Origin of the sequence: Gordonia spumicola (assembly GCF_009932475.1) — a bacterium.
Lineage (GTDB): Bacteria > Actinomycetota > Actinomycetes > Mycobacteriales > Mycobacteriaceae > Gordonia > Gordonia spumicola.
Genome location: NZ_BJOV01000005.1, coordinates 1,845,429 through 1,868,455 on the forward strand (window position 1 = coordinate 1,845,429; position 23,027 = coordinate 1,868,455).

Here is a 23,027-nt window from a genome sequence, read left to right on the forward strand (position 1 = left end):
GTGATCAGCTCCCGGCCGGGTCTTCGGAGAAGCCGGTGTTGCGGAGCAGGCGAGTGTCGCGCTGTGCCTGCTCCTGCAGTCGAGCGCGGTCGTCGCGGGCCGAGTACCAGTCGACGATGATCTGCCCCTGCAGGCCGAACATCTCCTTCTCGTCCTCGGGTTCGGCGTGATCGAAGCCGAGGAGGTGCAGGACGCCGTGCACCGTGAGCACCGCGATCTCGTGTTCGAAGCTGTGCCGCTGACTCTTGGCCTGGTCGGCGGCGAACTCGGGGCACAGCACGATGTCGCCGAGCATGGCCGGTCCGGGGTCGGCCGCGTCGGGGCGCCCACCGGGCGTCAACTCGTCCATCGGGAAGCTCATGACATCGGTCGGCCCGGGCAGGTCCATCCATTGGACGTGCAGGTCGGTCATCGTCTGCAGGTCGACGAGCTGGATCGACAGCTCGGCGGCCGGGTGGACGTCCATCCGCGCCATCGCGAAGCGCGCCGCTTCGATGATCAGCTGCTCGGGGACGTCGACGCCCGACTCGTTGAACAGTTCGATGCTCATCGGCGTCGTCCTCCCTGTCGCAGACCCTCGCGACGCAGCGCACGATTGCCCTGTTCTTCCTCGGCCCGACCGTAGGCGTCGACGATGTCGGCGACGAGCTTGTGCCGGACCACGTCCGCGCTTGTCAGTTCCGCGAAATGGATGTCATCGATGCCGTCGAGGATGCGGGTCGCGACACGCAGCCCACTCGTCGCACCGCCCGGCAGATCCACCTGCGTGACGTCACCGGTGACGACCATCTTCGCGCCGAAACCGAGCCGCGTCAGGAACATCTTCATCTGCTCGCCGGTGGTGTTCTGCGCCTCGTCGAGGATGATGAACGCGTCATTGAGGGTCCGGCCCCGCATGTACGCCAGCGGCGCGACCTCAATGACGCCCGCCTCCATCAACTTCGGGATGGCCTCGGGGTCGATCATGTCGTGCAGGGCGTCGTACAGGGGACGCAGGTAGGGATCGATCTTCTCGCTGAGGGAGCCGGGCAGGAAGCCGAGCCGCTCGCCCGCCTCGACGGCCGGGCGGGTGAGGATGATCCGGCTGACATCCTTGGACTGCAGGGCCTGCACGGCCTTCGCCATCGCCAGATACGTCTTGCCGGTGCCCGCCGGACCGAGGCCGAACACGATCGTGTTCTTGTCGATGGCGTCGACGTAGTGCTTCTGGTTGAGCGTCTTCGGTCGAATCACCTTGCCGCGCCGCGACAGGATGTCGAGGCTGAGGACCTCGGCGGGCGACTGCGAGGTCTCGGTCCTCAGAATCGACATGCTCTGGCGGACGAGGTCGGGTGTCAGCTGCGTCCCGGTGCGGACGATCTTGATCAGTTCGGAGATCACCCGCTCGGATCCCGCGACGTCGGCGGGCGAACCGGTCAACGTGATCCGGCTGCCTCTGGCGTGGACATCGGCGGGAAGCTGCTGTTCCAGGGTCCGCAGGTTCACATCGGTCGGCCCGAACAGGCCGACCGCGAGATCCTGCGGAACATCGATACGGGACGTCGCCACGGCGTCGGCCTTCGCCTCTCCGCGGTCAATGTCACTCACTTATTTCGTCACTCCTCGACGTTCGTCTTCTCCCCGCGCGGGCGGGGGTGCTACCAGTCTATCGCCGACGCGCACGAGCGCATCCGACTTACCGCGCCGGTCAGACGCCCAGCACTCGGAAGGTCTGCCGGGTGGCGTCCGAGCGCGGGTCGACGAACGCGTCGTGCCCGCCGGTCTGGACTTCGTACAAGACCGCCGACTGTCCCCGCTCGACGGCGTCTGCGACGTACGCTCGGCTCGCCTCGATCGGGATGGAGGCGTCGTCGACGGTGTGGATCACGGCGACCGTCGAATCGAAGGGCTGTTGCTCCGACGGCGACGCTTCCCGGAAGCGGTCGCCGAACGTGTCGAACGTCCCGCCCATGAGGTCGACGACCGACGGCCTGTCGAACGCGCCGGTCTCGGTGAAGTCGAGCACCGGGGACTGCGCGATCACCGTCGGGAATCGGAAGCGCTTGGTGGCGCCGCCGAGGCGGGCCGCCGCGTAGACGGCGAGCTGTCCTCCTGCCGAATGGCCGACCATCGACGCGTTGGCGGCGTCGACGACGATCCCGGCGGTCGCGAGGGCCTCGCAGACGGGCCCGTCGAGGGCTCTCACCGCGGCGATCACATCGCGGCCCGTGGTCGGCCAGCCGCCGCCCGCCTCACCGAGCCTGCGGTACTCGACGTTCCACACGACGACGCCGCGATCGGCGAGCGCACGGGCGACTCCCGTGTAGACGACGAGCGAGAAGTCGACGGACCAGTAGCCGCCGTGCACCAGCACGACGAGCGGCGCGCGGCCGTCGACGCGCTTGTCGGCGTCGGGGAGGTACAGGTGACCGAATGTGCTCGGCGCGTCGCCGTACTGGATCTTGGTGCGGCGCACCGTCACCGGCTCCAACGATCGGTCGCGGCGCCGAGCGCTCCGAGCGCGACGGCTCCCGCGGCGGCGGTCCGCAGCACTTCCGGCCCGAGGACCACCGGTGTGCCGCCCAACGCGGTCAGGTCGGCGATCTCCGCGTCGTCGAGTCCGCCTTCCGGACCGATCACCAGCACCACCTCCGGCGCCGACGCGAAGTCGATCGAGCGGAACGACGTCGAACCCGCCTCGTGCAGGAGCGCGACGACGCCGCCCGCCGCTACGGTCCGCGAGCAGAGGTCGCGCACATCGGTGGTCGTCGCGAGGTCGGCGACGTCCGGTATCCACGGGCGACGAGCCTGCTTGGCCGCGGTCGCCGCCGTCGCACGCCACTTCTCGACACCGCGATCGGCCTTCGACCCGGCCCACCTGGCGACGCACCGCGACGCCTGCCACGGCACGACCGCGTCGACGCCCGCCTCGGTCATCAAATCGACGGCCAGTTCGCTGCGTTCGGACTTCGGCAGCGCCTGCACGACGGTCACCAGCGGCTTGGGTCGCGTGACGTATTGGACACGGCCGACACGCACCGTGAGGCGGTCCTTGCCGGACACGTCGGTCACCTCGCAGTCGGCGAGCGTTCCGCGACCGTCGCCGAGGATCACCGACTGTCCCGGACGGATCCGGGTGACAGTCACCGCATGCCTGCCCTCCGGGCCCGACACGGTCGCGGCGTCACCCGCGGCCGGGACGTCGTCCACCCAGAAGAGCGGCGGGGTCATCGGCCCACGAATGCGTTGCGCAGCTTGGAGAACAGTCCGCCCGACGCCGACTTCGACGACGCCGTCACCACTTCGATGCCGTCGTCGAGGGCACTGCGGAGCTTGCGGAGCAGATCTGTCTGCGCCGTGTCGACCTTGCGCGGCACCACCACTTCGAGGTGAGCGTGCAGATCGCCGCGCATACCCGTGTTCAGATGCGGCATGCCGTGGCCGCGCACGCGGACCACGGTCCCCGGCTGCGTGCCCGCTTCGATCGTGACGGTGGCCGTGCTGCCGAGGACAGTCTCCACCTCCACTTCGCCGCCGAGTGCCGCGTCGACCATCGGGACGCGGACAGTGCAGTGCAGATCGTCGCCGTCACGGACGAAGACGTCGTCGGCGGCCTCGCTGACCTCGACGTACAGGTCGCCTGCGGGACCGCCGCCCGGACCGACCTCACCCTGACCGGTCAGCCGGACGCGCATGCCGTCCTGCACTCCGGCCGGGATCTTCACCGTCATCGTGCGGCGCGAACGGACGCGTCCGTCGCCGCCGCACTTGAGGCACGGGTCGGGGATCGTCTCGCCCGCACCGCGACATTCGGGGCACTCGCGCACCGTCATCACCTGGCCGAGGAACGACCGCTGGACCGACTGGATCTCGCCAGCGCCCTTGCACGTTCCACATGTCACCGGCTTGGAGTCGTCGCGCGTGCCGGAACCGGTGCACGAGTCGCACAGGATCGCGGTGTCGACGGTGATCTCCTTGCGGGCGCCCTCGGCGACCTCGTCGAGGGTCAGCGTCACGCCGACGAGCGCGGGCTCGCCTGGACGCACTCGGCCGCGCGGGCCTCGGCCGCCTCCGCCGCCGAAACCTCCGCCTCCCCCGCCGAAGAACGTCTGGAAGATGTCACCGAGGCCGCCACCGCCGAACGGGTCGCCGCCGAAACCGCCGGCTCCGGGCCCGCTGAGCGGATCACCTCCCGCATCGACGATGCGACGCTTCTCCGGGTCGGACAGCACCTCGTACGCGGTGGTCACCTCTTTGAACTGGTCCTCGGCGTCGGGGTTGACGTCGGGGTGCAGTTCGCGCGCGAGTTTGCGGTATGCGCGCTTGATCTCCTGATCAGTCGCGCCCTGCGCCACGCCGAGAATGCCGTAGTAATCACGAGCCACGGTGGAAAACGTCCTTACACATCAACTATCGGTCGGCGAGCACTTCGCCGACGTACTTCGCAACCGCAGCGACCGACGCGATTGTTCCCGGATAGTCCATCCGAGTGGGGCCCACCACGCCGACGCTGCCGAATACGGTGCCCGAAGCACCGTACCCGGTGGAGACGACGGAGGTGCTGCGCAGGTTCTCGGTGTTGGTCTCCTCACCGATCTGCACTGTCACCGTCCCGGTCCGCTGCGTGTGCGCCAACAGTTTCAACACGACGACCTGTTCTTCGAGCGCCTCGAGCACCGTGTCCATGCCACCCGTCGCGGGCGTGAAGTCGGCGGCCGACCGCGCCAGATTCGACGTCCCGCCGAGGACGAGTCGGTCTTCGCCGCGTTCGACGAGCGTCTCGACCAGCACGGTCGCGATGGTGACGACCGGCTCCTGCAGTTCCCGCGGAGCATGAGTCGCGAGTTCGGCGACGGCCACCGACGCGTCTTCGAGCCGTTGACCGTCGAGCGCCTTCGAGAACATGTCGCGCAGCAGGGCGACGGTCTCCTCGTCGATCGGGTTCCGCAGCGTCGCCATCCGCTGCTCGACACGCCCGGTGTCGGTGATGACCACGAGGAGCAGACGCGACGGGCTGAGCGCCACCACTTCGAGGTGTCGGACGCTGGCCGTCGACAGCACCGGGTACTGGATGACGGCAACCTGGCGGGTGAGTTGCGCGAGCAGTTTCACCGATCGGCGGAGGACGTCGTCGAGGTCGACGCCCGAGTCGAGGACCGAGAGGATCGCACGCCGTTCCGCCGAGGAGAGCGGCTTGATCTCGCTGATCCGGTCCACGAACAGGCGATATCCCTTGTCCGTCGGCACACGTCCCGAACTCGTGTGCGGCTGAGTGATGTAGCCCTCGGCTTCGAGGAACGCCATGTCGTTGCGAACCGTCGCGCTCGACACGCCCAGTTGATGACGCTCCACGAGAGCCTTCGAACCGATCGGCTCCTGGGTGTCCACGAAGTCGGTGACGATGGCGTGCAATATCTCGAACCGACGGTCGTCTGCGGCCGACACCGGGCACCTCCTCGCGCGGTTGCATAGAGTGAACGTGACCATTCTACGAAACGGCAGAACAGAACCAGGGCGGGCGATGATCTTCAAGGGCGTTCACGACGGGAAGCCCTACCCCGATCATGGCCTCACCCCGCGCGAATGGGCGAAGATCCCGCCCCGCCAGTTCCGGTTGGACCAGCTCACGCCCGTCACCACGGTCCTCGCCCTCGACAAGCTCCTCTCGGAGGACTCGACGTTCTACGGCGATCTGTTCGCCCACATCGTGCAGTTCGAGAGCGTCATGTACCTGGAGGACGGCCTTCACCGAGCCGTCCGCTCGGCTCTGCGGAACCGTACGACGATCCACGCCCGCCTCTTCGATCTCGACGACCACCTCGAACGTCTCGGCACCGTCCCTGGTCAGGACGACTCCGGCCTCGAGACCACCGCTCCGCTGCGCCCGGTGCCGTCTCCCCTCCCCGTCCACCCTCGCCGCCGCGTCCGCACCGAAGGCGTTCATCGCCTCGACTGAGCGCCACCCGTTCGTCGAGCGCCACCCGTTCGTCGAGCGCCCCCGGCCGTCGAGCCCGCCCCCGGCCCGTCGAGCGCAGTCGAGACGAGGGTCCGCTCGCTTTCGCTGCCTCGTGCGGTCACTCCCCTGCCTCATCTCGCACTCCCCCGCTTCATTTCGTCTCCCCTGCCTGAGCTCAGGCAGGGGAGTCCAGTTGAGGCAGGGCGGTGCGAGATGAGGCAGAGCAATGGGCGCGGTCAGTCGAGAATGTCGCGGACAACGCCGTCCGCGAGGAGTCGGCCGCGGTCCGTGAGGACGTACGCGTCCGACGCGACGACGAGGAGTCCGGCCGCCACCGCGACGTCGGCACGTGCGCGCTCGGCATCGTCGAGCATGCTCACAGGCAGTCCCCCACGCATCCGGAGGCGCAGCATGACGGCTTCGGTGTGGACGTCGTCGGCGGTGAGCATCTCCTGGCCTGCGATCGGCAGCGCGCCGCCCGCGAGCGACGCCGAGTACGTCGCCGGATGTTTCTGATTCCAGAAGCGGACTCCGTTGACGTGCGAGTGGGCGCCGGGACCGATGCCCCACCAGTCGTCGCTACGCCAGTAGGCCTCGTTGTGCCTGCACACCGAATCCGTTTGCGGCAGAGCCCAGTTCGACACTTCGTACCAGGTTAGGCCCGCCGCGGACAGACGCGCGTCGAGCATCTCGTACCGTGCGGCGAGAACGTCGTCATCGGGCATCGGCACCTCGCCGCGACGGACCTTCCGAGCGAATGCCGTGCCGTCTTCGACGATCAGCGCATAGGCGGAGACGTGGTCGACCGGCACCGACAGCACAGCGTCGATGGAGGCGGCGAGATCGGCGTCCGACTCCCCTGGCGTCCCGTAGATCAGGTCGAGGTTCAGGTGCTCGAATCCCGCGGCCGCGGCTTCGCGGGCCGCATCCAGGGCCCGCCCCGGGGTGTGATTGCGTTCCAACACCGACAACACGTGCGTCGCCGCGGACTGCATGCCGAGCGAGATCCGTGTGTAGCCCGCACTGCGAAGCCTGTCGAAGAACTCGGGCGACGTCGACTCCGGATTCGACTCCGTCGTCACCTCGGCCCCCGGGGCCAAGGTGAACGAGTCGCGGACCGCGTCGAGCAGCTCGGCCAACCCGTCGCCGCCGAGCAGCGACGGAGTGCCCCCGCCGACGAAGACCGTCTCGACCGGACGCTCGGGGGCGAGCATCGACGCCGCCGCGTCCAACTCGCGGCGGACGCCCTCCATCCACGACTGCGGGGACGACGACGATCCCAGTTCGCCCGCCGTGTACGTGTTGAAGTCGCAGTAGCCGCAGCGCGTCGCGCAGAACGGGACATGCAGGTACAGGCCGAACGGACGATCGACGTCGACCGCCCCGAACGCCGCGAGCGCGTGATCGGAGAGTCGTTCCGGGGCCTGCCTGTTCACCACCGCCCCATCATCCCGCATCTGTCCATTGACCTGCGAATCACCGTCGACCGGTAATTAACATCACCCTGATCGAAAATAACCCCAAGTAGACGGCCCCACGCGCCGCGTGGCACTATGGACGACGTGACTTCCCCAGGAGTGTGGCTCGCCGAACGGCGACACATCGACCTCAAGCGCGTCTGCAGCGCTTTCTGTCGGCTCTAGCCGACGATTCCACCGTGCCGTCGGCACGGTCGTGAACGGTCCGCCGCAGCCCCGGCCCGACCGATTCCTCTCGTCACCGATGATCTTCAGCCCATCTCGTCGTGCCGCGATGCCCGCTGCACGCCACCAGGAGAGTTCATGACGCTCACGTCAACCGAGTCGGCCGACGCCGCACCCGCCGCAGAAGCTCCGCCCGCCCCCCGGAAGCGGGCCCGACCGGTCAAGCGCAAGTCCGAGGGCCAGTGGGCCCTCGGCTACCGCACGCCGCTCAATCCCAACGAGCAGACCAAGCGCGACGACAACCCGCTCAATGTGCGCGCCCGCATCGAGAACATCTACTCGAAGCAGGGATTCGACTCGATCGACAAGGCCGACCTTCGCGGCCGTATGCGCTGGTGGGGCCTGTACACACAGCGTGAACAGGGCTACGACGGCACGTACACCGGCGACGAGAACATCGACCTCCTCGAAGCGCCGTACTTCATGATGCGAGTGCGCTGCGACGGCGGAAAGCTCGACGCCGCACAGCTGCGGACCCTCGGCGGGATCTCGACCGAGTTCGGCCGCGACACGGCCGACATCTCCGACCGCGAGAACGTCCAGTACCACTGGATCGAGATCGAGAACGTCCCCGAGATCTGGAAGCGTCTGGAAGCCGTCGGGCTCAAGACCACCGAGGCGTGCGGCGACTGCCCGCGCGTGGTGCTCGGCTCGCCGCTCGCCGGCGAGTCGTTCGACGAGGTCCTCGACCCGACGCCCGCAATCGACGAGATCGTCCGCCGGTACATCGGCGATCCGGCGTACTCGAATCTCCCCCGCAAGTTCAAGACCGCGATCTCCGGACAGCAGGACGTCGTCCACGAGATCAACGACGTCGCGTTCATCGGCGTCGAGCACCCCGAGCACGGCCCCGGTCTCGACCTGTGGGTCGGCGGCGGCCTGTCGACCAACCCGATGCTCGCCAAGCGCGTCGGTGTCTGGGTTCCGCTCGACGAGGTGCCCGACGTGTGGGAAGGCGTCGTCTCGATCTTCCGCGACTACGGCTACCGGCGCCTCCGCGCCAAGGCGCGCCTGAAGTTCCTGATCAAGGACTGGGGCATCGAGAAGTTCCGGCAGGTCCTCGAGGACGAGTACCTCGGCCGCAAGCTGATCGACGGCCCCGCCCCCGAGCAGCCCGCCCGCCCCATCGACCACATCGGCGTGCAGAAGCTGCGCAACGGCCTCAACGCTGTCGGCTTCACCCCGATCGCTGGACGCGTCTCCGGCACGATCCTGACGAAGGTCGCCGACGCGATGGAGCGGGTCGGTTCCGACCGGGCGTCGTTCACCCCGTACCAGAAGCTGATCGTGCTCGACGTCCCCGACGACCAGGTCGAGTCGCTGATCGACGAGCTGGCCCCGCTCGGACTGCAGGCCCGCCCGTCGCACTGGCGGCGAAACCTGTTGGCGTGCAGCGGGATCGAGTTCTGCAAGCTGTCGTTCGTCGAGACCCGCAAGCGCTCTCAGGTGCTCGCCCCCGAGCTCGAGCAGCGTCTGGCCGACATCAACGCGCAGCTCGACGTGCCGATCACCATCAACATCAACGGCTGCCCGAACTCGTGCGGCCGCTCGCAGATCGCCGACATCGGGTTCAAAGGTCAGCTCGTGGACAACGACCTCGGCGAGCAGGTCGAGGGCTACCAGGTGCATCTGGGCGGCAGCCTCGGACTCGACTCCGGATTCGGCCGCAAGCTGCGCCAGCACAAGGTCCTCAGCGAGGACTTGGGCGACTACATCGAACGCGTCGTCCGCAACTTCGTCGACAACCGCGAGGACGGCGAACGATTCGCCGTCTGGGCCGTCCGAGCAGAAGAGGAGCATTTGCGATGACCGATCTCGACTACGCTCGGGAGACCGCCGAGGACCTCCGCGCGATCGCCGAGGCCGGAGCGGCACAGCTCGGCCCCGACGCGACCGCCGCCCAGCTCCTGGCCTGGACCGCCGAGACCTTCGGGTCCGACTTCCTGATCGCCGCGAACATGCAGGACGCCGTCCTCATCGACGTCGCCGACAAGGCGATCACCGACAAGGACGCCGTCGGCGGCAGGCTGAAGGCGCTGTTCCTCGACACCGGCTACCACTTCGCCGAGACCCTCGGCACGCGTGACGCCGTCGAGGCGGTCTACGACCTCGAACTGATCAACGTGACGCCGGAGCAGACCGTGGAGCAGCAGGACGAGCTCGTCGGACGCAACCTGTTCGCGTCCGATCCCGGCGAGTGCTGCCGACTCCGCAAAGTGGTTCCGCTCAAGGCGTCTCTCGCCCCGTACCGGGCGTGGGTCACGGGCATCCGCCGCGTCGAGTCGCCCACCCGCGCGAACGCGCCGCTCATCTCGTTCGACGACGGTTTCGGGCTGGTGAAGATCAACCCGCTCGCCGCGTGGACGGACGAGGAGTTCCAGGAGTACATCGACGCCAACGGCGTCCTCGTCAATCCGTTGGTCGACGAGGGCTACCCGTCGATCGGGTGCGAACCGTGCACCGTCAAACCGAAAGCCGGAGAAGATCCGCGCAGCGGCCGTTGGGCCGGGCGCGCCAAGACAGAATGCGGGCTGCACGCATCATGACCATTTCCGAGAATCCCACCCGGTCGATCGACCGCGACATCGATTCATTCGACACGTTGGATGCGCTGGAGTCGGAGTCGATCCACATCTTCCGCGAGGTCGCGGGCGAGTTCGACCGCCCGGTGATCCTGTTCTCCGGCGGCAAGGACTCCACCGTCCTGCTGCACCTGGCGTTGAAGGCGTTCTGGCCCGCGCCGCTCCCCTTCTCGCTGCTGCACGTGGACACCGGCCACAACCTGCCGGAGATCATCGAGTTCCGCGACGAGATCGTCGAGCGCCACAACCTGCGCCTGCACGTCGCGAAGGTCGAGGACTACATCGCGGACGGTCGCCTGACCGAACGCCCGGACGGCATCCGCAACCCGCTGCAGACCATTCCCCTCCTCGACGGAATCACCGAGAACCGGTTCGACGCCGTGTTCGGCGGAGCCCGACGCGACGAGGAGCGGGCCCGTGCCAAGGAGCGGATCTTCTCCCTGCGCAACGCGTTCGGCCAGTGGGATCCGAAGCGTCAGCGTCCCGAGCTGTGGAACTTGTACAACGGCCGCCACGCGCCGGGCGAACACGTCCGCGTGTTCCCGCTGAGCAACTGGACCGAGCTCGACATCTGGCGGTACATCGCCCGCGAGCAGGTGCTGCTCGCTCCCCTGTACTACGCGCACGAGCGTGAGGTGTACGAGCGCGACGGCATGTGGATGACGTCCGGACCGTGGGGCGGGCCGCGCGAAGGCGAGGACGTGCAGACCCGGACCGTGCGTTACCGCACCGTCGGCGACGGCTCCACGACGGGCGCCGTCCTGTCCGAGGCAGCCGACAACGAAGCCGTTCTGGCCGAGGTCGCGGCGTCGCGCCTCACCGAGCGCGGCGCCACCCGCGGAGACGACCGCGTCTCCGAAGCCGCCATGGAAGACCGCAAGCGCGAAGGATATTTCTGACATGAAGCACGCCCCCGACCTTCTGCGCATCGCGACGGCAGGTTCCGTCGACGACGGCAAGTCGACCCTCGTCGGCCGCCTCCTGTTCGACACCAAGTCGGTGCTCGCGGACCAGATCGACGCCGTCACCAAGGCGTCCGTCGACCGCGGTATGGACACTCCGGACCTGTCGCTGCTGGTGGACGGCCTGCGGGCCGAGCGCGAGCAGGGCATCACGATCGACGTGGCCTACCGCTACTTCGCGACGCCTGCGCGTTCGTTCGTCCTCGCCGACACTCCCGGTCACGTGCAGTACACCCGCAACACGGTGTCCGGCGCATCGACGGCCCAGCTGGTGATCCTGCTCGTCGACGCCCGCAGCGGCGTCGTCGCCCAGACCCGCAGGCATGCCGCGGTGATGGCACTCCTCGGCGTCACCCGCCTGGTCCTGGCCGTCAACAAGATCGACCTCGTCGACAACCCCGCCGAGGTGTTCGCCGCGATCTCCGCCGAGTTCAACGAGATCACCGCGTCTCTCGGGTACACGGCCGACCAGGTGCAGGAGATCCCCGTCTCCGCGCTGCACGGCGACAACGTGGCGATCCGCTCCGAGAACACCCCGTACTACGACGGTCCGACGCTCATCGAGCACCTCGAGACCGTGCCGAACGAGATCGACCGCGCGCCCGTCGGTCTGCGGTTCCCCGTCCAGTACGTGATCCGCCCGCGGACCGCCGAGTACCCCGACTACCGCGGATACGCCGGTCAGATCGCCGCCGGTCGAGTGTCGGTCGGCGACGAGATCATCGTCCAGCCGTCCGGGATCCGGTCGACGATCGCGAAGATCGACACCGCGGACGGCGAACTGCGGACGGCGCACACCGGCCGCAGCGTCACCCTGCTGCTGACCGACGACGTCGACATCTCGCGCGGCGACATCATCGCGTCGGTCGCCGACGCGCCCGAGCCCGCACAGCAGTTCACGGCCACCCTCTGCTGGCTGGCCGAGAAGGCACTGCGCCCCGGCGCACGCCTGCTGCTCAAGCACGGCGCCAAGACGACACAGGTGATCATCTCCTCGCTCGACGCCCTGTTCGACGAGCAGAACCTCGCCGTGCAGGACGCGCCGGAGTCGGTGGAGCTCAATCAGATCGGGCGGATCTCGCTGATGACGGCCGAGCCGATCGCCGCCGACGACTATCAGGTGAACCGCGAATCGGGCAGCTTCCTGATCATCGACCCGCAGGGCGGCAACACGCTCGGTGCGGGCCTGATCGGTGACGCCCTCGCTCCGCTGCACCTGTCCGAGGCCGCAGCGGTCTGATGACCGTCGTCCTCGTCGCGCACGGCAGTCGCGACGCCCGTTTCGCTCTCACCGCGCGCCGTGTCGCGGCCGCGGTGAGAGCGGAACTGTCCGGGGTGCGCGTCGAACTCGCGTACCTCGATCTGAACGAACCCCTCGTCGGCGACGTCCTCGCGGCCTTGTCCGACGACGTGACCGTCGTCCCGCTGCTGTTCGGCGACGGTTTCCACTCCAAGATCGACCTGCCGGCGATCATCGCCGACGCACGGCGGCGCAACCCCGCGGTGCGCCCGTTCCAATCGGCGGTCCTGGGTGTCCACTCGCCCGTGCTCGGCCTCGTCGACAGGCTCGTCGAGGCCGGTCTCCGCGACGACGACGGCGTCCTGATGTACGCCGTCGGATCGTCGGACGCATCGTCGGACGAGTCGATCCGCGCCCGCGGCCGCGAACTGTCCCGTGTGCTCGGTATGCCGGTCGAGACGGTGTTCGCGACACGACTCGGCCCCGAGGGCGCCGCGGTGCGCGGCGCCGTCGACCGACTCCACGAAGCAGGTGCTCGACGCATTGCCGCGTCTCCGCTGTTCCTGTCGGCGGGACTGCTGACCGACCGCGTTGAGGCCAGCCTCGACGCCTATGCTCCCGACTCGCTCGTCGCGGGCCCGATCGGCGCCCACCCCGCCCTCATCGCCGCCGTCCGCTCCCTCGCTGTTCCTCACCTCGCTCCCCTTCCCGCTCCCTGAGGGCCCTCAACCCGGTCCTCAGCCCAGTCTTTGAGCGGGTGGAGGAACCCCTCAGCCCTCAGCGGTCGAACACGCCGTCCAGGTACTCCCCGATGTCGTTGACAGCGGTCTTCCCGAGCCCGGTGACGGCGGCGATGTTGGCGACGAAACCGTGGACCTGACCGTCGTAGCGGCGAGCCTGGACGTCGACGCCCGCCTCGGCGAGGCGCTGCGCATACACCTCTCCCTGGTCGCGGAGCGGGTCGAACTCGGCCGTCACGACGAAGGCGGGCGGAAGCCCGGACAGATCGTCGACCAGCATCGGCGACGCACGCCAGTCGAGCGGGTCGGCCTTGTAGCCCTCGCCGAACCAGCGGAGGACGTCGACAGTGATGAAGTATCCGCGGCCGTTCTCGCGCAGTGACGGGTACGGCTTCGAGATGTCGGTGGCCGGGTAGATCAACACTTGCGCGGCGAGCGACGGGCCTCCGTTGTCGCGCGCATCGATCGCGACGACGGTCGCGAGGTTTCCACCGGCACTGTCACCCGCGACGGCGACGCGGGTCGGATCTCCACCGAGGTCGGCCGCGTGTTCGCCGACCCAACGGGTCACGGCGATCGCGTCGTCGACCGCGGCCGGGAACGGGTCCTCGGGCCCCTTCCGGTAGTCGACCGAGACGACGATCGCACCGATCTGCTTGCACCACACCGAAACCGGGCCGTGGACGGTCGACGGGTCGCCGACGACGAACCCGCCGCCCGGAAAGTAGATCAGCACCGGGAACGGACCGTCGCCCGCCGGCGTGTACACCCGGATTCCGATGTCGCCCGCCGGGCCCGGAACGGTGCGCTCACCGATGTCGGCGACGTCGACGGGCGGCAGTCCTGACCTGGTGCTCAGCTTGTCGAACGCGATCCGGGCGTCGTCGACGGTCATCTCGTGGAGCCCTCGTCCGTGCGCGATCGCGTCGAGGAACGCTTGGGTCTTCGGGTCGACTGGCACTGGATGATCTCCGATCGTCTCGACGTCGCTGTCTTCAGGTCAGTGTGCCCCACCGCCGTCCGCGACGATCGCGTCGAGTCGGTTTCCGCGGGAAGACGTACGCCACCAGCCATCATTCACACGATCGACGACGCGGCACACAGTGTGTGGATTCTGTGAATCCACTGAGTATGATCAGCGCATGAAACTTCGCCAGCTGTTTGCAGCCTTCGCGATCGTCGGGGCTCTCGCAACATCCGCAACATTCGTCCCCGCAGCCACCCCGGAGGCGGACGCCGCCCGCAGCGGCTACTGGGGAGCCGTCAGCTGGGCCTACAACGGGGCGACGGGCTACGCCGTCAACTACCCGACCCAGCAGTCGGCCATCCGGGCCGCCAAGGGCCGCTGCGGTTCGCGGTGCGGTTACATCAGCTTCTACCGCTCCTGCGGCGCGGTGGCCTACCGCTTCACGCCGTACCGCACCTACGTCGGCACGGCCCGCGGCTACCGCACTCGCGCAGGCGCCGAACGCGCGGCACGCGGCCAGGCCGGATACGGTTCGCACGTCCGCGGCTGGGCCTGCACCAGCGGCCGCTAGGAACCCCGAATACGACACTGACCTGTCGTTCACTGTCACCTGGTGACAGTGAACGACAGGTCAGTGTCGTATTCGGGGACGTTCAGTCGTTCGACAGCTGCGGGACCTTCGTGGCACGAGCGAAGATCGACTCCCCCGCCTGCAGGTGCAGGGCGTTCTGGTCGCCTCGCGTGATCTGGGCGACGAACTCTTCGCCCGTCGTCGCGGCCTTGAGCTCCACCCTGGTCTCGAAACCGAGGTTGACCACACGCTCGACTGTCGCTTTCACGACGCCGGTGTCGAGCGAGGTGTCGGGTCCGGGGAACACCATCTCGGCGGTGCGCCCCAGACGGATGTCGTGCGGGCGTACCAGTTCGCCGTTCAACCGCGACACCGAGCCGAGGAACGATGCGACGAACACGTTCTCCGGACGGTCGTACAGGTCGTCGGGGGCGCCGATCTGCTCGATGCGGCCCTTGTTGAGCACGGCGATCCGATCGGACACGTCGAGCGCCTCCTGCTGATCGTGCGTGACGAGCACCGTCGTCACGTTCACCTCGTCGTGCAGCTTGCGGAGCCACTTGCGCAGATCCTCGCGGACCTTCGCGTCCAAGGCGCCGAACGGCTCGTCGAGCAGCAGCACCTGCGGGTCGACGGCGAGGGCCCGGGCCAGCGCCATGCGCTGACGCTGGCCGCCCGACAGCTGGGCCGGGTACCGCTTCTGGAAGACGGTGAGGCCGACGATGTCGAGGAGCTCGTCCACCTTCTTCTTGATCTCGTCCTTCGGGCGCTTGCGGATCTTGAGGCCGAACGCGATGTTCTCACGCACCGTGAGGTGCTTGAACGCGGCGTAGTGCTGGAAGACGAAGCCGATGTCGCGCTGCTGAGGCGACGCCCCGGACACGTCGCGACCGTTGATCTTCACCGTGCCCGAATCGAGCTGGTCGAGGCCGGCTATCGCGCGCAGCAGCGTCGACTTGCCGGAGCCGGACGGGCCGAGCAGCGACGTCAGCGACCCTTCCGGGATGTCGATCGACACGTCGTCGAGGGCAGCGAACTCGCCGTAGCGCTTGTTCGCGCCGATCACCGAGATGGACATGTCAGATCTTCTCCTGCGCTTGGTTGTTGGCATCGGAATCGACGACGGTCGCGCTCGCATCGGCCACACGGCCCTGGACGCGTCGTTCGACGATGGTCATGACGACGAGGACGACGATGGCGACAAGCATCAGCAACGTCGCGGCCGCGTAGGCCCCGAACTCGTTGTAGTCGTCGGTGTAACGGGAGTGGACGAGCAGCGTGAGCGTCTGCGAGACACCCGGGAAGTTCGACGACACCATGGTGACGGCGCCGTACTCGCCGAGGGCTCGGGCGACCGTAAGCACCACACCGTAGGTGAGGCCCCAGCGTATCGCGGGGAGCGTGATCCGCCAGAAGGTCTGCCAGCCGGTCGCTCCGAGGGTGGACGCCGCCTCCTCCTGCTCGGTGCCGATCTCGCGGAGCACCGGCTCCACCTCGCGGACGACGAACGGCAGCGTGACGAAGATCGTCGCCAACACCATGCCGGGCAGCCCGAAGATGATCCGGAACCCGAGCGATTCGATCCCGCCGAACCAGCCGTCGACGCCCCACAGGGCGATCAGCGCGACGCCGACGACCACCGGGGAGACCGCGAACGGGAGGTCGACGACGGCCTGCAGCACGCCCTTGCCGCGGAAGCGTCCACGGGCCAGGGCGAGCGCGGTGACCACGCCGAATATCACGTTGAGCGGGACGACTATCACCACGATGAGCAATGACAACTGCAGCGCGGAGATCGCGGCCGGCGTTGTGATCCAGTCCCAGAACTGGCCGAAGCCGTGCTCGAACGACCGCCAGAAGATGAGTCCGACGGGGACGAGCAGCAGTACGAACAGGTAGACGAGGGCGACACTGCGCAGGCCGAGCCGCGTCCATTTCGACACGATCATTCTTCCGAGCCCTCTCGCGACGTCTGGATGCGCGAGACGACGCGCAGGATGAACAGCACCAAGAACGCGATGACGAGCAACGCCACCGACACGGCCGCGGCGTTGACCGGCTCGTCGACCTCGATCTGCTGCTGGATGTACTGCGAGGCGACCTGCGTCTTGCCCGGGATGTTCCCGCCGATCAGGACCACCGAGCCGAACTCGCCGATGGCCCTGGTGAAGGCCAGACCCGCGCCGGTGAGAATGGACGGGAGCAGGGCGGGCAGGACGATCTTGACCCAGATGGTTCGGTTGTTGGCGCCGAGGACCGCCGCCGCCTCCTCCACGCTGGTGTCCAGTTCCATGAGGACCGGCTGCACCTGGCGGACGACGAACGGCAGCGTCACGAACGTGAGCGCGATGATCACCGCAGGCTGCGTCGCCGACAGGTGGATGCCGACCGGGCTGTTCGGTCCGTACAGCGACAGCAGGACGAGGCTGGCGACGATCGTCGGCAGAGCGAACGGCAGGTCGATGATCGCATTGACGAAGCCCTTGCCGGGGAAGTCGTCGCGGACGAGGACCCACGCGATGATCGTGCCGAACACGACGTTGACGATCGACACCACCAGCGACACGAAGATCGTGATGCCGAGGGTGTCGAGCGCCGCGGAGTCGGTGATCGCGTCCCAGAAGCCGCCGAACCCGTCGTCGAACGACTGCGCGGCGATGGCCGCCAACGGCAGCAGGACGATGATGCTCAGCCACAGGCCCGCGACGCCGACCGTGAGGCCGGTGCCCGCGCGCCGACCGCGTCCGAGCGCGGTCGTGGGCGAGGCGATGGTGTCGGTGCTCAACTGCCCGCCTCCTTCTTGTAGATCGCGGTGATCTCACCTTCGGATCCGAACAGTTGCTTGTCGACGGCCTTCCAGCCGCCCAAGTCCTTGATGGTCCACAGTTTGCTGATGTCGCCGGGGAACAACGACGCGGTCTCCGCCTTGACGCCGTCGTCGACGGGCCGGAAGCCCGCCTGCGCCCACAGCCGCTGGGCGTCCGGCGTGAACAGGAACTTCACGAACGCGCGCGCCGCGTCGATGTCGTCGCTGGTGTTGACGACGGCGACCGGATTGTCGATGCGGAACGTCTCCGACGGCACGATGTAATCGACGCGCTCGTTCGGTTCGGCTTCGCCGTTCTTCCGCTTGAGCATGATCGCTTCGTTCTCGTAGCTGATCAGGACGTCGCCCTGGCCCTTCTCGAACGCGGTGGTCGCCTCGCGGCCCGACTTCGGCAGCACCTTGACGTGATCGCGCACGAGATCGGTGACGTACGCCAGGCCGGCCTCCGGGTTCTTCCCGCCGTCGCTCTTCGCGGCGTACGGCGCCAGGAGGTTCCACTTGGCCGACCCCGAGCTGCCCGGGTTCGGGGTGACGACCTCGATGCCGGGCTTGAGCAGGTCGTCCCACGAGTGGACGTTCTTCGGGTTGCCCTGTCGGACGACGAGCGCGACCACCGAGCCGAACGGCACCGACTTGTTCGGCTCCTGCGACTCCCAGTCCTCGTCGACGAGTCCGGCCTTGACCAGACGCGTCACGTCCGGAGCGACCGAGAAGTTGACGACGTCGGTCGGCAGGCCGCGCGCCACCTTGCGCGACTGGTCGCCGGACGCGCCGTACGACTGCGAGAAGCCGATGTCGCTGCCGACCTCGGTCTTTCGGAACGCCGGGATCAGCTTGTCGAAGCCGGTCTTCGGAGTCGCGTACGCGACGAGGTTGAGGTGCCGCGAGCCCGACGAGATGTCGACGCCCCCGGGCTTGTCGGTGGACCCGCCGCCGCACGCGGCCACCGATCCGACGAGTGCTGCGGCCATAGCCAGGCAGCCGATGATCCGGCGCGGACGCCGCACGCGCCGATAGGTCTTCTCCGTTTTCACGAGGTGAAACATAGCCGCGTTCGGACGGTCAGCTCAACGTCTGGATTCGCCGTGCGCCGAACATCGTGACCAGCACCGATGGGTGTGCTTGGCGACGCGGTTCCGCGTGAACTGCGGTTATCCGGCCGATCGGGGCCGACGACGCCCGTTCACGGTTTTTCGTTCACACTGATTGAAAGTCAGCGCATGAGGAACCAGGCGAGGATCACCAGGATCAGGAGGGCGACGAGCGCGAGCGTCACTTTGGAACGAAACATGAGTTCAGATACCCAATCCGTGATCGTCGCCCACGTCCCGACGGGCCAGGAGCGCGACGAGCTTTCGGACGAGGAAGTTGACGGCGACCGCGATGAGCGTGGCGAGCGGAATGACCACCAGCAGCGTCACGATGAGCTGCGGAACGAACGGAAGGCCCGTGAGCCACTCCTCCACCGAGTCCCACCATGACAGCAGACCGTCCACGCGCGCAGGTCACCTCGTCTCGTCGCCTGAGGACCCGGCCGGGCCCCTCGTGAACTCTACTCGCCCGCGCTGACCAGCCCTCGACGCGTGAGGAGTGGTGTGATCTGGGCTGCACGTCCGAGCATCGCGGCGTGCGCCCGCACCGGGTCGACGCTGTCGCCCTTCGACAGGACCGCGTCGGCGAACGCGCGCCCCAGCTCGCGGTCGAGGCCGCCGCCTGCCAGGAACCACTGCTGCGTCTCGGCGTCGAGCACCTCGGACCAGATGTACGAGTAGTACGCCGACGAGTAGCCGCCGCCGAACACGTGATTGAAGTAGGTGCTGCGGTAGCGCGGCGGGATCTGCGCTGACGCCAGCCCGGCGTCGGCCAGCGCCCGCGCCTCGAATGCCAGGATGTCGGTCGGGATCTCGTCGGGACCGAGGCGATGCCACGCGAGGTCGAGGGCCGCGGCGGCGAGGTATTCGATCGTCGAATGCGCAGTCTCGGTCGCCGTCGCCGCGAGCACGGCGTCGACGAGGCCCGCGGGTGCGGGTTCGCCGGTCCGATGGTGTCGCGCGTACCGCGAGACGACGTCCGGGTGCAGCGCCCACATCTCGTTGACCTGAGAGGGGAACTCGACGAAGTCGCGCGGCACCGACGTCCCCGACTGCGACACGTAGTCGACGTCGGACAGCAGCCCGTGGATCGCGTGGCCGAACTCGTGGAACACGGTGATCAACTGGTCGAGCGTGAGCAGGCACTTCTCGCCGGGCTCGGGTTTGGTCAGGTTCGACACGTTGACGATGATCGGCGACGTCCCCAACGTGCGGGACTGGTCGACGATGTTGTTCATCCAGGCTCCGCCCCGCTTGGACGGGCGTGCGTAGAAGTCGCCGAGGAACAGTCCGACGCCCTCCCCGTCCCTGGCGACCTCCCACACCCGCACGTCGGGGTGATAGCCGCGCAGATCCGGCCGCGGTGTCATGGTCAGGCCGTACAGCGCCTCGGCTGCCGCGAAGACACCGTCCTCCAGGACCGCCTCCAGTTCGCAGTACTGCTCGAAGTCATCGATGTCCACCTCACCGCCGGACGCCCGCTGGTCGGCGGCGAGCGCGTAGGTGACGTCCCACGGGTCGAGGCGGCGGCCGCCTGCGATCCGGTCGAGCTCCGCGGCACCCGCCGTCATGGCCGCCGTCCCGAGGTCCCGAAGCAGCTCGGCGACGGTCTGCGCGTCTGGTGCGGTCTCCTCGGCGATCGTGTAGTCCGCATGAGTGTCGTACCCGAGCAGTCGTGCGCGACGGGCGCGCAGTTCGACGATCTCGCGGATCATGTCCCGGGTGTCGTGCTCGCCTCCGCGTGCACAGCGGTTCACCGACGCGTCGAACACCCGGCGCCGGGTGGTCGGCGACGTCAGCTTCGCGACGCTCCCCTGGCTCGTCGGGAGTTCCAGCGCGATCAGCCAGCCCGCCTCGTGCCCGGCCGCCGCCGCGGCGCGTCGGGCCGCGGCGATCTCCCCGTCCGACAGTCCGGCGAGCTCGGCGACGTCGTCGAACAGCACCGCCGAGGCGTTCGTGTCGTCGAGCAGACGCTGCCCGAAATCGGTGGTGAGCGTCGCCAGGCGTGACGACCACTCGCGCATCCGAGCCTGCCCGTCTCCGTCGAGTGCGGCACCGGCCCGCACCGCGTCACGGTGGCGCTGTTCGACGAGCCTGCGCTGCGGCCCGGTGAGTCCGGACGTCTCCCGGGCCGCATGCACCGTCTCGATCCGGGCGAACAGTTCGGGATTCATCGCGATGGCGTTGCCGTGCTCGGTGAGGCGAACAGCCAGCGTCTGCGCGATCTGTGCTCGCTGCGGATTGCTGTCCGGTCCCTCGAGGTTGAAGAAGATCCCGTTCGCTCGCGCCAACGCGCGCCCCGAGTCCTCCAGGGCCTCGATCGTGTTCGCGAACGTCGCAGCCTCCGCGTTCGACGCGATCGCCTCGACCTCCGCGAGATGTGCGGCGAGCGCGACGTCGTACGCCGGCAGGAAGTCGTCGTCGGAGATCGCCGCGAAATCCGGCAACCCGTACGGGAGGTCCGAGTCGGCCAGGACCGGGTTCATCGAAGCGTTGGACATGCCGACCAGCGTGCCACAGCGCCGCAGAGGACGAATGAGGGCCGCGGCTCTACTTGCCCTTCGGCTTGTCGCCCGCCTCGTCGGTCGAGAGCGCGGCGACGAACGCCTCCTGGGGGACCTCGACGCGACCGATGGTCTTCATGCGCTTCTTGCCCTCCTTCTGCTTCTCGAGGAGCTTGCGCTTACGGCTGATGTCGCCGCCGTAGCACTTGGCGAGGACGTCCTTGCGGATGGCGCGGATGTTCTCGCGGGCGATGACCTTGGAACCGATCGCGGCCTGGATCGGCACCTCGAACTGCTGACGCGGAATCAGCTCCTTGAGCTTGTTCGTCATCTTGTTGCCGTAGCCGTACGCCGAATCCTTGTGGACGATCGCACTGAACGCGTCGACGGCCTCGCCCTGCAGCAGGATGTCGACCTTCACGAGGTCGGCCTCCTGCTCGCCCGCCTCCTCGTAGTCGAGGCTGGCGTAGCCGCGCGTGCGCGACTTGAGGGCGTCGAAGAAGTCGAAGATGATCTCCGCCATCGGCAACGTGTAGCGCATCTCGACGCGCGTCTCCGACAGGTAGTCCATCCCGCCGAGCTCACCGCGCCGCGACTGGCACAGCTCCATGATCGAACCGATGAACTCGCTCGGCGCGATGACCGTCGTCTTCACGATCGGCTCGTAGATGTTGCGGGTCTTGCCCTGCGGCCAGTCGGACGGGTTGGTGACGACCTGCTCGCTTCCGTCGTCCATCACCACCCGGTAGACCACGTTGGGCGCCGTCGAGATGAGATTCAGATCGAACTCGCGCTCGAGGCGCTCACGGGTGATCTCCATGTGCAGCAGACCGAGGAAGCCGCAGCGGAAGCCGAACCCGAGGGCCACCGAGGTCTCCGGTTCGAACGTGAGAGCGGCGTCGTTGAGCTGCAGTTTCTCGAGCGCCTCGCGCAGCACCGGGTAGTCCGAGCCGTCCACCGGGTACAGGCCCGAGTACACCATCGGCCGCGGTTCACGGTAGCCGGTGAGAGCCTCCGTCGCGCCCTTGCGCGCACTGGTGACGGTGTCGCCGACCTTCGATTGGCGCACGTCCTTCACACCGGTGATCAGATAGCCCACCTCGCCGACGCCGAGCCCCTTGCTGGCCTTCGGCTCCGGCGAGACGATACCGACCTCGAGCAGTTCGTGCTGGGCTCCGGTCGACATCATCGCGATCTTCTCGCGCGGGACGATCTTGCCGTCCACCACGCGGACGTAGGTGACGACACCGCGGTACGTGTCGTACACGGAGTCGAAGATCATGGCCCGAGCCGGGGCGTCCGGGTCGCCGACCGGGGCGGGCACCTGACGGATGACCTCGTCGATCAACGCGCCGACACCCTCGCCAGTCTTGCCCGAGACCCGCAGCACGTCGTCGGGTTCGCAGCCGATGATGTGCGCGATCTCCGCCGCGTAGCGGTCCGGATCGGCCGCGGGCAGATCGATCTTGTTGAGGACCGGGATGATCGTCAGATCGTTGTCCATCGCGAGATACAGGTTCGCGAGCGTCTGCGCCTCGATGCCCTGTGCCGCGTCGACCAGCAGGACCGCGCCCTCACACGCTTCGAGCGCACGCGACACCTCGTACGTGAAGTCGACGTGCCCGGGCGTGTCGATCAGGTGCAGGACGTAGTCCTCGCCGTCCTTGTTCCACGGGAGACGGACGTTCTGCGCCTTGATCGTGATGCCGCGTTCGCGCTCGATGTCCATGCGGTCGAGGTACTGGGCGCGCATCGCGCGCTCCTCGACCACGCCCGTGAGCTGCAGCATCCGGTCGGCGAGCGTCGACTTGCCGTGGTCGATGTGCGCGATGATGCAGAAGTTGCGGATCTTCGCGGGATCGGTGAACGTCGTATCAGCGAACGTGGAAATCTCTACTGCTCCTT

Annotated in this window: 22 protein-coding genes; 7 read left to right on the plus strand and 15 right to left on the minus strand. The window is 67.9% G+C overall.

The features are described from left to right. Positions 1–4: 4 nt before the first annotated feature. From ybeY to hrcA, 6 genes are all read right to left on the minus strand, one after another. Positions 5–550, minus strand: a complete 546-nt coding sequence (gene ybeY, locus GYB83_RS19825; RefSeq protein ID WP_161897027.1) for an rRNA maturation RNase YbeY — start codon at positions 548–550, stop codon at positions 5–7. Then, positions 547–1,578: a PhoH family protein gene (locus GYB83_RS19830; protein WP_371865347.1), complete on the minus strand. Its 1,032-nt coding sequence runs from the start codon at positions 1,576–1,578 to the stop codon at positions 547–549. The genes ybeY and GYB83_RS19830 overlap by 4 nt, the downstream gene beginning before the upstream one ends. A 109-nt stretch (positions 1,579–1,687) precedes the next feature. Beyond that, positions 1,688–2,461: an alpha/beta hydrolase family protein gene (locus GYB83_RS19835; protein ID WP_308469691.1), complete on the minus strand. Its 774-nt coding sequence runs from the start codon at positions 2,459–2,461 to the stop codon at positions 1,688–1,690. Next, complete coding sequence (locus tag GYB83_RS19840) at positions 2,458–3,210, minus strand: 16S rRNA (uracil(1498)-N(3))-methyltransferase (RefSeq protein WP_161897029.1); 753 nt, start codon at positions 3,208–3,210, stop codon at positions 2,458–2,460. The genes GYB83_RS19835 and GYB83_RS19840 overlap by 4 nt, the downstream gene beginning before the upstream one ends. Then, complete coding sequence (gene dnaJ / locus GYB83_RS19845) at positions 3,207–4,364, minus strand: molecular chaperone DnaJ (protein WP_161897030.1); 1,158 nt, start codon at positions 4,362–4,364, stop codon at positions 3,207–3,209. The genes GYB83_RS19840 and dnaJ overlap by 4 nt, the downstream gene beginning before the upstream one ends. A 25-nt stretch (positions 4,365–4,389) precedes the next feature. Beyond that, complete coding sequence (gene hrcA / locus GYB83_RS19850; protein WP_161897031.1) at positions 4,390–5,424, minus strand: heat-inducible transcriptional repressor HrcA; 1,035 nt, start codon at positions 5,422–5,424, stop codon at positions 4,390–4,392. A 76-nt stretch (positions 5,425–5,500) separates the two neighbouring features. Between hrcA and GYB83_RS19855 the strand changes: the two genes are divergently transcribed. Further along, on the plus strand, positions 5,501–5,935 hold the full coding sequence (locus GYB83_RS19855; RefSeq protein WP_161897032.1) for a type II toxin-antitoxin system VapB family antitoxin: 435 nt from the start codon (positions 5,501–5,503) through the stop codon (positions 5,933–5,935). 236 nt (positions 5,936–6,171) lie between these two features. Here GYB83_RS19855 and hemW read toward each other — a convergent pair whose 3' ends face one another. Continuing rightward, positions 6,172–7,392, minus strand: coding sequence for a radical SAM family heme chaperone HemW (hemW, locus tag GYB83_RS19860; protein WP_371865261.1), 1,221 nt, complete (start codon positions 7,390–7,392; stop codon positions 6,172–6,174). A 324-nt stretch (positions 7,393–7,716) separates the two neighbouring features. On the opposite strand from hemW, the gene GYB83_RS19865 reads away from it, so the two are divergent. Genes GYB83_RS19865 through GYB83_RS19885 form a run of 5 tightly spaced genes read left to right on the plus strand, consistent with a single transcriptional unit; the run spans position 7,717 to position 13,141 of the window. Next, complete coding sequence (locus GYB83_RS19865; RefSeq protein WP_161897034.1) at positions 7,717–9,447, plus strand: nitrite/sulfite reductase; 1,731 nt, start codon at positions 7,717–7,719, stop codon at positions 9,445–9,447. Continuing rightward, positions 9,444–10,184, plus strand: a complete 741-nt coding sequence (locus GYB83_RS19870) for a phosphoadenylyl-sulfate reductase (protein WP_161897035.1) — start codon at positions 9,444–9,446, stop codon at positions 10,182–10,184. Before GYB83_RS19865 ends, GYB83_RS19870 begins: the two co-directional genes overlap by 4 nt. After that, positions 10,181–11,119 carry a sulfate adenylyltransferase subunit CysD gene (gene cysD / locus GYB83_RS19875; protein ID WP_161897036.1) on the plus strand — a complete coding sequence of 313 codons (939 nt, stop codon included), beginning with the start codon at positions 10,181–10,183 and terminating at the stop codon, positions 11,117–11,119. The genes GYB83_RS19870 and cysD overlap by 4 nt, the downstream gene beginning before the upstream one ends. Position 11,120: 1 nt before the next feature. Then, a complete protein-coding gene (locus GYB83_RS19880) occupies positions 11,121–12,422 on the plus strand; it encodes a sulfate adenylyltransferase subunit 1 (protein WP_161897037.1) in 1,302 nt (433 codons plus the stop codon). Next, complete coding sequence (locus GYB83_RS19885) at positions 12,422–13,141, plus strand: sirohydrochlorin chelatase (protein WP_161897038.1); 720 nt, start codon at positions 12,422–12,424, stop codon at positions 13,139–13,141. Before GYB83_RS19880 ends, GYB83_RS19885 begins: the two co-directional genes overlap by 1 nt. Before the next feature lie 58 nt (positions 13,142–13,199). On the opposite strand, the gene GYB83_RS19890 is transcribed toward GYB83_RS19885, so the two are convergent. After that, on the minus strand, positions 13,200–14,123 hold the full coding sequence (locus tag GYB83_RS19890; RefSeq protein ID WP_161897039.1) for an alpha/beta hydrolase: 924 nt from the start codon (positions 14,121–14,123) through the stop codon (positions 13,200–13,202). A 181-nt stretch (positions 14,124–14,304) separates the two neighbouring features. Between GYB83_RS19890 and GYB83_RS19895 the strand changes: the two genes are divergently transcribed. Continuing rightward, a complete protein-coding gene (locus GYB83_RS19895; RefSeq protein ID WP_161897040.1) occupies positions 14,305–14,700 on the plus strand; it encodes a DUF4189 domain-containing protein in 396 nt (131 codons plus the stop codon). 82 nt (positions 14,701–14,782) lie between these two features. On the opposite strand, the gene GYB83_RS19900 is transcribed toward GYB83_RS19895, so the two are convergent. The 7 genes from GYB83_RS19900 to lepA form a co-directional block, all read right to left on the minus strand. Further along, positions 14,783–15,778, minus strand: a complete 996-nt coding sequence (locus GYB83_RS19900; RefSeq protein ID WP_161897041.1) for a sulfate/molybdate ABC transporter ATP-binding protein — start codon at positions 15,776–15,778, stop codon at positions 14,783–14,785. A 1-nt stretch (position 15,779) separates the two neighbouring features. Next, positions 15,780–16,649 carry a sulfate ABC transporter permease subunit CysW gene (gene cysW / locus GYB83_RS19905; protein WP_161897042.1) on the minus strand — a complete coding sequence of 290 codons (870 nt, stop codon included), beginning with the start codon at positions 16,647–16,649 and terminating at the stop codon, positions 15,780–15,782. Continuing rightward, positions 16,646–17,485, minus strand: coding sequence for a sulfate ABC transporter permease subunit CysT (cysT, locus tag GYB83_RS19910; protein ID WP_371865263.1), 840 nt, complete (start codon positions 17,483–17,485; stop codon positions 16,646–16,648). Before cysT ends, cysW begins: the two co-directional genes overlap by 4 nt. Beyond that, complete coding sequence (locus GYB83_RS19915) at positions 17,482–18,498, minus strand: sulfate ABC transporter substrate-binding protein (protein WP_228461779.1); 1,017 nt, start codon at positions 18,496–18,498, stop codon at positions 17,482–17,484. The genes cysT and GYB83_RS19915 overlap by 4 nt, the downstream gene beginning before the upstream one ends. Before the next feature lie 324 nt (positions 18,499–18,822). Continuing rightward, positions 18,823–19,023 (minus strand): hypothetical protein, encoded by a 201-nt coding sequence (locus GYB83_RS19920; RefSeq protein ID WP_161897044.1) that lies wholly within the window; start codon positions 19,021–19,023, stop codon positions 18,823–18,825. Between the two features lie 56 nt (positions 19,024–19,079). Continuing rightward, positions 19,080–21,119, minus strand: a complete 2,040-nt coding sequence (locus GYB83_RS19925) for a M3 family metallopeptidase (protein ID WP_161897045.1) — start codon at positions 21,117–21,119, stop codon at positions 19,080–19,082. Positions 21,120–21,168: 49 nt separating this feature from the next. Beyond that, positions 21,169–23,013, minus strand: a complete 1,845-nt coding sequence (gene lepA / locus GYB83_RS19930; protein ID WP_161897620.1) for a translation elongation factor 4 — start codon at positions 23,011–23,013, stop codon at positions 21,169–21,171. Positions 23,014–23,027: the final 14 nt, after the last annotated feature.